Below are 9,884 nucleotides of genomic sequence, written 5' to 3' on the forward strand. Positions count from 1 at the left end.
CGCGAACGGCGCGGCTTGTCCTCGACCTTGGCTTCCTCGACGCGCTCGACCACCGGCGCCTGTTTGGCCTCGGGGCCGGCATAGGTGGCTTCGAGATCGATGATCTCACGCAGCAGGATTTTGGATTCGTTGAGTTCGTCGCGCCAGATGATGATGGCCTGGAAGGTCAGCGGGCTTTCGCACAGACCCGCGATCATCGTCTCGCGGCCGGCCTCGATGCGCTTGGCGATGGCAATTTCGCCCTCGCGCGACAACAGCTCGACCGAGCCCATCTCGCGCAGATACATGCGCACCGGATCGTCGGTGCGATCGGTCGGTTCTTTCTTGGTGGTGGTGGCGGCGACCGCGGTGCCGGTCTGCTCAGCCAACTCGTTGGCGTCTTCCTCGGCATCGGCCGCGGTGTCGGCGGCCTCGGGCTCCTCGCCCTGCTCGTCGTCCTCGACCACGTTGATGCCCATGTCGGACAGCATCGCCATCGTGTCCTCGATCTGCTCGGAGGTCACTTCCTCTGAGGGCAGCACCGAATTCAGCTCGTCCATGGTGACATAGCCGCGCTTCTTGGCGGCCTTGATCATCTTCTTGACAGCATCATCGGAAAGGTCGAGCAGAGGGCCATCGGTGGCGCCTTCGCGTTCGGTTTCGACCTCTTCCTTTTCCTTTGTCGCCATAGTCTTTATCTTCTCCTAGCGGCCGAACTTCAAAGCCGCGTAAGCTGTCGGACCAGTCAAATCGGGTGCGCTCGCTTATGAAACGCGCTTCACCGGGCCAGTAACTGCATCAACTCGTTTCGTTTGGTGTATGTCGTTGCCCAAATCGGGTTTCCCCTTTTGGGCGACATGCATTAAGTCCAGATTAACCCTGATATCTGTGGCAGGCGGGCTGCCTGTCCAGTGACCAGTACCTCACATCGCTTATTTCCCGTCGACGCGGGTTCGGGTTAACGTTTCGAATCGTCCTGATTCCGCCAATCTGCCAGAAGGTCAAGCGCCTCTCGCATGATTCGCATGAAAAAAGCGAATCAATTACCCGACTTAGCCCGTTACGCGCCATTTGGACGCGCAACGACGCTTTCTCAATTCACTCGCTTCCAACTAAGCTCGCCCAGCCCTGCCCGAGGAGACGCCAAACCCTTCGATCAGCGCTTCCGTGGCCTGCACATCCTGGAATTGCGCCTGAATTTCGATCAGATGCCGGTAGTTTTCGTCTGTGGGATCGGTGGCGAGCGCCGCTTCCGCCTGTTTCAGCTCCTTATGTAAGGTGCGCGCGCTGCGCTGCAAGTGCAGCGCCTGGCTGAAAGCATCGCGGGCATCTTCAAGGGCGGCGGTCTCCAGCGCCGGCCATTGCCGCATCCGCCGGATCAGCCCGACGGCCCGCTCCCAGATATCGGCACAGCCGGCGCGTTCGATCGTCGCAATCACCGCCTGACGGTCATTGGCCATGTCATGCGCCATCGCATCGAGGATTGCCGCATGCAGCCGCCTCAGGTCGGAGTTGGCGAGATCGAGGAACTCGATATGGGCGAAATTCTCGTCGATCAGCGCCGGATGGTTGATCAACGCCACGATGATCGTCGCCTCGCGCACCGACATCCCCTCGCCGCCGCGTTTGACCAAAGCCGACTGGCCGAGGCTTTCGGTGATCGCAATGCGGCCGCCACCGCCTTTGGCGAACTGCCCGCCGGGCGCGGCCGTCTTGCCCTGGCCCTGTTTCCAGTCCTGCCGACCTTGACGCCCACTGCGCTGCGAGCCGAAGAAGCTCAGCACACGCTCGCGCATCTCCTGCTGGTAGTGGTAGCGCAGGCTTTCGTCGCGGATGCGGCTGGTCAGCTCGCGCAGCGTCTTCTCGAGTTCGGCCCGCCGCTCCGGCGTATCGAAGACGCCGCCCGCCGTCTCACGCATCCACAAAAGGTCGACCAGCGGCCGCGCCTCGGCCAGCACGCGACGAAACGCATCCGGTCCTTCGGCCTTGACCAGATCGTCGGGATCCTTGCCTTCCGGCAGCAGCGCGAAGCGCGCCGAACGGCCGGCCTGCACAGATGGCAGCGCCATGTCGGCGGCCCGCCACGCTGCCTTCAGCCCGGCCTTGTCGCCGTCGAAGCACAGCATCGGCTCCGGCGCCATGCGCCAGAGCAGTTCGAGCTGGTTCTCGGTAAGCGCGGTGCCGAGCGGCGCCACGACATTCTCGAAGCCGGCCTGCGCCAGCGCGATCACGTCCATATAGCCTTCGACGGCGATGACCGTGCCGCCCTTGGCCAAGGCCTTGCGGGCGCGGGCGAAATTATAGAGTACGTTGCCCTTGTGGAAGAGCTCGGTGTCAGGCGAGTTCATGTATTTGGCCAGCGCGTCCGGCTGCAAAGCACGGCCGCCGAAGGCGATGATCTTGCCCCGGGAATCCGGAATCGGGAACATGATGCGGTCACGGAACCAGTCATAGGAAACCGGGATGTCGTCGCCGTGGCGTACCAGTCCACAAGCCTCGATGTCGGCCTTGGGCACGCCCTTGGCGGCGAGATGCTCCTTCAGCGCATTGCGGCTGTCGGGCGCAAAACCGAGCCGGAACGATTGCTGCGTCGCCGGCGTCAGTCCGCGGTCGCGCAGATAGGCACGCGCCTTGGCGCCTTCCGGCCCCTGCAGCCGTTCCTGGAAGAAGGTGGTGGCCATCTCCATGACGTCTGTCAGGCTGGCGCGTTCCTTTTCGCGCCGCTCCTCCTGCGCATCGCGAACCGGCATCGGCACACCGGCCATGTCGGCGATCTTTTCGACCGCTTCGGGAAAGCTCATCCCATCGAGTTCGGTGAGGAACTTGAAATGATCGCCCGAAACCGAACAGCCGAAACAGTGATAGCGGCCCTTTTTGTCCTCGCAGTGGAAGGACGGGCTCTTCTCGCCATGAAACGGGCAGCACGCCCAATAGTCGCCGCGCGGCGCGTTGGTTTTCTTCCTGTCCCACGCAACGCGCTGGCCGATCACCGATGAAATCGGCACGCGGTCGCGTATCTCGTCGAGGAAGGCGGGTGGAAAGCGCATCGGGGAACTCGTTTCCCGATTATATAATCATACCCGCGAAATCCGACGACCCTTAATGCGGGCCATACCCGGTTTCCACAGGCAAAAGAGGCGGCCGTTGCGGGCCGCCTCTTTCCAATATCCGCCTGGGGAGCGATCAGTGCGCGGCAAGCGCGCCGAAAATGACGCCGGAGAGCACACCGACCAACACATAGTCGTTGCCGACGCGGATCCATTCCTGGCCGCGGCCGGGACGATGCAGGCCGTAGCGGCCGTAGTCGCGGATCGGCTGGTGCTGTCTCCAGCCTGAATATTTGTGGCCGTTGCGCCAGTTGTTGCGCTTTACGATGACCTTCTTATGGATGACGCGCTTCTGGATGAAGCGCTTCTTGACATCCCTGTTGGTGGGCTTTTGCCAGTCGACCTGGCTGTAGTTCGACTGCGGAGCGTTCGGTGCGTTCAGCGGTGCGGCTTGGCCGGTGAGCGACGTAGCGGCCAGCATCGAGAAAGCGAGTGCGGAAAGGACAATGCGTTTCAAGAGAAGTCTCCTTGGTTGTCGATGCCAGAGGAATAGCGGGCCACCGATGAACCGAAACTGAACGCCTGCATTACAATTGCGTAATGAATTCCTTGATTTACCCGATAGAGCTGAACATAATCGCAAAGGTCAGGAGTCTGTCGCGCTGCTAACTCGGCCTATCCGTTGCTTCGCGTCCGCCCCGCAATGCAACCATTTGCGCGTCCGTCCATTTTCCGACACCGCCCGTCGCGCTGCAACGGCCCTTGAAATCGACAAGATTTTATTATCCGGCTAAAATATTCGAGCTATTATAAGCCACCGCCATGAACATGATTCGTACCCTCGTTTTCCCTTCTGATCGCCACGCCAAACAGGACGCGCATCCGGTTTGCATGCGGGGGACGAAATGAGCGGGTCCGTCGTCCTTCTGCATCTGGCCGGCGCCGTGGCGCTGATGCTGTTTGCCACCCGCATGGTGAAGACCGGCGTCGAACGCGCCTATGGCGACGTGCTGCGCCATCGCCTGCGCGCCACCATGCGCAATCCGATCATGGCGGTGCTGGCCGGCACCGGCCTTGCCATCGCCCTGCAAAGCTCCACCGCCGTCACGCTGCTGGTCGGCTCCTTCGCCGGCTCTGGCATCGTCTCGGGCGCCGCGGGCCAATTGGCAGTGCGCGGCGCCGAGATCGGCTCTGCGCTGGTGGTCAAGCTGCTGACCTTCGACCTCACCTTGCTGGTGCCGCTGTGCCTGATCACCGGCACGGTCATGTTCATGGCCACCGAGCGGCGCGACTGGCGCCAGACCGGCCGCATTCTGGTCGGCATCGGCCTTTTGATCCTGTCGCTGGAGATGATCGGACAGGCGTCTGAGCCGCTGCGCAACAGCCAGCTCATGCCGGTCATCATCAACTACTTCTCGACCGATTCCATCACCGCCTATCTGCTGGCGGCGCTGATCACCTGGCTGTTCCAGTCGAGCATCGCGGCGGTGCTGTTGATGGCGACGCTGGCGGGCCGCGGCCTGATCACGCCTGAACTCGGCGTCGTTCTTATCCTCGGCGTCAATCTCGGCTCCTCGATCATCGCGCCGATGCTGACCCGCTCGTCGAGCCCCGAGGTGCGCGTCGTGCCGATCGGCAACCTCCTGATGCGCGGGCTTGGTTCGCTTGTCATGCTGATCCTGGTCATGATCTTCAGGCCGCACTTCGCCTTTCTCGGTTCGACGGCGGCGGACCAGATCGTCAATGCCCACATCCTGTTCAATGTGCTGATCCTGCTCGCCGGCCTGCCGCTGGCAGGGTTTGTCTACCGCGCTTCGGAGAAGATCGTCGCACTTGGCATCAAGCCCGTGCCGGCCGCCTCGCTTGACGTCGTCGAGCTGTCCGCGCTCAACGAAAGCGCGCTCGACGTGCCGAGCCAGGCGCTTGCCAATGCCACCCGCGAGGTGGTGCGGGTCTGCGAGACGATCGAGATCATGCTCAAGCGCATCATCGAACTCTATGAAAGCGCCGACGCCGACAAGATTAAAGCGCTGGCCGCACTCGACGACCGCGTCGACCGCAAGCACGCCGCGATCAAGCTCTACCTCGCCAAGTTGACCAGGAACGCGCTGACCGAGGACGAGGCGCTGCGCTGCCAGGAGCTGATCGGCGCCTGCGTCAAGCTGGAGCAGGTCGGCGACATCATCGTGCGCAACATGCTGGTGCATGTGAAAAAGAAGTTCGAGCGCGGACTGGAATTCACCGACGAGGGCTGGGCCGAGCTGTGCGCCTTCCATAGCTCGGTGCTGGCCAATGCGCGGCTTGCCTTCAACGTTCTGGTGTCGCGCGATCCCGAGACCGCCCGCCAGTTGGTGCTGGAAAAAGACCGGCTTCGCGACCGCGAAAAAGAAACCAGCGCCAGCCATTTCGTGCGCCTGCGCGACGGCACTGCCAAGAGCGTCGAGACCAGCTCGATCCATCTCGACACCATCCGCGACCTGAAGCAGATCAATTCGCTGCTGGCCTCGATGGCCTATCCGGTGCTCGAAGAGCGCGGTCTGCTGACTGGATCCAGGTTGAAGGCGAGCTGAGAAGCAGCCGATCTCCCCCCTCGTGAGGGAGATTGGCACTTCATCGCCTCGCGCCCCCACTGAAGAAAACCTAAACTCGCGACAAAAATTTCTGGATTGCCCGCGACGCTCATCCGTGGTTTGAGGCCGTTCCAGCTAAGGCTTCCCCATGTCGCTTCCGCTCATTGCGCTGTTCATCGCCGCCTTTGCCTTCGGCACCACTGAATTCGTCATTGCCGGCGTGCTGCCGCAAGTGGCGGAAGGGCTCGGCGTCTCGGTTCCCTCGGCCGGCTATCTCGTCTCCGGCTATGCCTGCGGCATCGCCATCGGCGGTCCACTGCTGGCGCTCGCCACCAAGTCGCTGTCGCGCAAGAGCCTGCTGCTCGGCCTCGCCATCGCCTTCACCATCGGCCAGGCGGCTTGCGCGCTGGCGCCCGACTTCACCTCGATGCTACTGTTGCGCATTGCCGTGGCGGTCGCGCATGGCGCCTATTTCGGCGTCGCCATGGTCGTCGCCGTGGGTCTCGTGCGCGAGGACCAGCGCGGCATGGCTGTCGCCGTCATCCTGTCTGGCCTCACCGTCTCCAACGTCATCGGCGTGCCGGCCGGCACCGCGATCGGCAACATCTGGGGCTGGCGCGCCACCTTCTGGGTGATGTGCGCGCTCGGCGTGGCGGCAACGCTTGCCATGGCAGCCCTGTTGCCGCGCACCACCGGCTCATCGGCCAGGCCTGCCGGTTTCGCCCGCGAGGTCCGTGTGCTGTCCCGCCAGCAGGTCTGGACTTCGCTGATCCTGATGCTGATGCTGATGATCGGCCAGTTCGGCCTGTTCACCTACATCACCCCGACACTGCTGGAAGTCACCGGGCTCGACGAGAACCTGGTGCCATGGGTGCTGCTGCTCAACGGCGTCGGTGCCACCCTGGGAGTCTTCCTCGGCGGCAAGCTCTCCGACTGGAAGCTGATGCCGTCATTGATCACCATGCTGGCCTTGCAGGCGGTGACGCTGGCCGTCATCTACGCCGTCAGCCCTTATCCCCTGCCGATGGTTGTGGCGATCGTCGTCTGGGGCGGCCTCAACTTCGCCATCGGCACACCGATCCAGACCCGCATCCTGGCCTGGACGGCGGACGCCTCGAACCTCGCCTCGTCGCTCATTCCGTCCGGCTTCAATGTCGGCATCGCGCTGGCCGCGTCGTTGGGCGCCGCGATGCTGAACAGCGGCTATGGCTACCGCAGCCTGCCGCTGCTCGGCGCCATAGCCATGCTGGTCGCCGTCGCGGTGGCGCTGGCATCCTATGTCTGGGAAGGGCGCAGCAACGCCACGCCGCCGCTGACGGCCCCAGCGGAATAGACCACTTCACCCGCGCCAGCGCAGCAGGCGCATGGCGTTGGCGGTGACCAGCACCGTGGCGCCGGTATCGGCCAGGATCGCCGGCCACAGGCCGGTGATGCCCAAAATGGTCGTGACCAGGAACACCGCCTTCAGCCCGAGCGCAACGCTGATGTTCTGGCCGATATTGGCCATCACCGCCCGCGACAGTTTTACCATCCGCGCGACGTCCATGACGCGGCCATGCAGGATCGCCGCGTCCGCCGTCTCCAGCGCCACATCGGTGCCGCCGCCCATGGCGATGCCGATGTCGGCGGCGGCGAGCGCCGGTGCGTCGTTGATGCCATCGCCGACCTTGGGATCTTCAGCCCTTCGCGCTGCAATTCACCGATGATGCGCTGCTTGTCCTGAGGCAACAGCTCCGCCCGAGCCTCGATGCCGAGCGAAGCGGCAATGGCTTGCGCCGTGCGGCGATTGTCGCCGGTCAGCATGATCGTGCGGATGCCTTCGGCCTTAAGCGCCGCAATGCCGGCCGCCGCATCCGGTCGCGGCTCGTCGCGCATGGCGATCAGCCCTGCCACCACGCCGTCGGCGACCAGCACTGACACGGTCTTGCCCTGCCCGTTGAGGCTGTCGACGGCGAGGCGCTGCACTTGCGTCATGTCGGCGCGTTCGCCCACCGCCGGACCGGAGCCGAGGAAGACGGCGACGCCACCGACGCTGCCCTCGACACCTTTGCCCGAGATCGCCTTCGCCGCCAGAGCCGGCGGCACCGGCGCACCATCAGCCTTGGCCCTGTCGAGGATCGCCATGGCCAGCGGATGGCTGGAACCCTGCTCGAGCGCCGCCGCCAGCGCCAGCACGGTGCGTTCATCGCGGCCATAGGCCATGATGTCGGTGACGACAGGCTTGCCCGCCGTCAGTGTGCCGGTCTTGTCGAAGGCCACCGCCGTGATCCGGCGAAAGCCCTCCAGCACCGCACCACCTTTCATCAACAGACCACGCCGCGCGCCGGTCGCAAGACCTGCGGCTATCGCCGCCGGCGTCGAGATGACGAGCGCGCAGGGGCAACCGATCAGCAGGATCGCCAGGCCCTTGTAGATCCATTCGTTCCAGTCGCCGCCAATGAGCAGCGGCGGCAACAGCGCAACCAGCGCGCCGACCGCCAGCACCGCCGGGGTGTAGGTGCGCGAGAAGCGGTCGATGAAGCGTTCGGTCGGTGCCTTGGCTTCCTGCGCCTCCTCCACAAGCCGCACGATTCGGGCGATGGTGTTGTCGGACGCGGCAGCCGTCACGCGAACCCTGAGCACGCCGTCTGTGCTAATGGTGCCGGCAAAGACGGCGTCCGCGACGCCCTTGCGCTTGGGCGTGCTCTCGCCGGTCACCGGCGCCTCGTCGATATCGCTCGATCCCTCGATGATCTCGCCATCGGCCGGGATGCGGTCGCCCGGCCGCACCAGGATGATGTCGCCGACGCCGAGATCTTCGGCGGGAATCTCAGATGTGCCGCCCGCCCGCTCGACCAGTGCCGTCTTCGGCACCAGATCGGCAAGCCCCTGGATGCTCGCCCGTGCGCGGCCGGCGGCGACACCTTCCAGAAGTTCGCCGATCAGGAACAGCACCACCACGGCGGCCGCTTCTTCCGTGGCGCCGATCATCACGGCGCCTATCGCCGCGATGGTCATCAGCATCTCGATCGAGAACGGCGTGCCGGCCAATGCCGCCATCAGCGCGCGCCGCGCGATCGGCATCAGGCCGACCAGCAGCGCGCCCAGGAACACCCAACGCTCAGCCACTGGGAACAGATGGCCGATGCCATAGGCGGCGAGAAGCGCTGCCGCGCAGGCCAGCGTCAGCACTGCCCGGCGGGAACGCCACCACGCCTGCCCCGGCTCGGCATGGCTGTGAAGGTGGGTAGAGCCAGCGGTCTGCTGGCCCGCCGACATGCCACCATGATCGTGACCTTCGTGATCGTGGCCCTCATGATCGGGATCAGCGTGGTCATGCGCTTTGGCCGCCGGTGCACGCCCATCGGCCTTGACGATGCCATAGCCCAGCCGCGCCACCTGCTGCAGCACTTTGTCTTCCGGCAGTGCGCCGCCGTGGCTGACCGTCATGCTGGCGCCGGTCACCGAAACCGAGACATCGGCGACGCCGTCGAGGCGACGCACCGCCGTATCGATCTTGGCCGCGCAGGAGGCGCAGTCCATGCCGCCGATCTTGAACCGTGTCTGCCTGATTGTTTCCTGCTTGAGGAGCGTCGTCATCACATCACCTGCCTGTCTTGCCCGCGCGGCGTCGCCGTATGGTCTTGAATGCTGATGTCAGGCATTGTAATTGCTCTAGTGACTAGAGCTTCAAGAGGCAAATTCATGTTTTCCATCGGTGATCTCTCGCGCCGCACCGGGGTCAAGGTGCCGACCATCCGCTACTACGAGCAAATGGGCCTTGTTGCGGCACCCGAGCGCTCGGAAGGCAACCAGCGCCGCTATTCCAGGCAGGAGCTGGAGCGGTTGGCCTTCATCCGCCACGCCCGCGACCTCGGCTTCGCCGTCGAGGACATCCGCTCCCTGATCGAGTTGAGCGGCCACCCCGAGCAGCCCTGCGGCCACGCCGACAAGATCGCCGAGGAGCAACTGATCTCGGTGCGGGAAAAGATTGCCCAGTTGAAGCGGCTCGAGGCCGAGCTCGAACGCATCGCCACGTGCTGCAATGGCCAGACGGTCGGCGACTGCTACGTCATCCGCGCGCTATCGGATCATGCGCTGTGCGCCGATGAGCATGATTGAGAGGTTCGAAGGACAAGCTTACGCGTCAAAGTCGGCGCCGCCCCTCATCTGGCTGCCGCCATCTTCTCCCCGTAAACGGGGCGAAGGACGCTGTCATCAATGGTTTCGCCAATCGCCAACGTTGCAGAGATGGCACCGAGGTCGCGACCAGCCCCTTCTCCCCGTTTACGGGGAGAAGATGCCGGCA

At 64.1% G+C, this 9,884-nt stretch carries 6 protein-coding genes and 1 pseudogene; 3 read left to right on the forward strand and 4 right to left on the reverse strand.

From position 1 onward, the window contains the following. The 3 genes from EN906_RS11605 to EN906_RS11615 all read right to left on the reverse strand — a co-directional run. The coding region (locus EN906_RS11605; RefSeq protein ID WP_281060438.1) for an RNA polymerase sigma factor region1.1 domain-containing protein at positions 1-668 on the reverse strand (668 nt) is incomplete at its 3' end. A gap of 423 nt (positions 669-1,091) precedes the next feature. Beyond that, positions 1,092-3,026, reverse strand: a complete 1,935-nt coding sequence (gene dnaG, locus EN906_RS11610) for a DNA primase (RefSeq protein ID WP_127271338.1) — start codon at positions 3,024-3,026, stop codon at positions 1,092-1,094. 136 nt (positions 3,027-3,162) lie between these two features. Continuing rightward, positions 3,163-3,543 carry an RcnB family protein gene (locus tag EN906_RS11615; protein WP_127270906.1) on the reverse strand — a complete coding sequence of 127 codons (381 nt, stop codon included), beginning with the start codon at positions 3,541-3,543 and terminating at the stop codon, positions 3,163-3,165. Between the two features lie 388 nt (positions 3,544-3,931). On the opposite strand from EN906_RS11615, the gene EN906_RS11620 reads away from it, so the two are divergent. Continuing rightward, positions 3,932-5,596 carry a Na/Pi cotransporter family protein gene (locus EN906_RS11620; protein ID WP_127271336.1) on the forward strand — a complete coding sequence of 555 codons (1,665 nt, stop codon included), beginning with the start codon at positions 3,932-3,934 and terminating at the stop codon, positions 5,594-5,596. Positions 5,597-5,744: 148 nt separating this feature from the next. Then, on the forward strand, positions 5,745-6,929 hold the full coding sequence (locus EN906_RS11625) for an MFS transporter (RefSeq protein WP_127271335.1): 1,185 nt from the start codon (positions 5,745-5,747) through the stop codon (positions 6,927-6,929). Between the two features lie 6 nt (positions 6,930-6,935). Here EN906_RS11625 and EN906_RS11630 read toward each other — a convergent pair. Beyond that, positions 6,936-9,175, reverse strand: a pseudogene (locus tag EN906_RS11630) (heavy metal translocating P-type ATPase). 105 nt (positions 9,176-9,280) lie between these two features. Here EN906_RS11630 and EN906_RS11635 point away from each other — a divergent pair. Further along, positions 9,281-9,697: a helix-turn-helix domain-containing protein gene (locus EN906_RS11635; RefSeq protein WP_127269040.1), complete on the forward strand. Its 417-nt coding sequence runs from the start codon at positions 9,281-9,283 to the stop codon at positions 9,695-9,697. Positions 9,698-9,884: the final 187 nt, after the last annotated feature.

Source organism: Mesorhizobium sp. M7A.F.Ca.CA.004.06.1.1 (assembly GCF_003999135.1).
GTDB lineage: Bacteria > Pseudomonadota > Alphaproteobacteria > Rhizobiales > Rhizobiaceae > Mesorhizobium.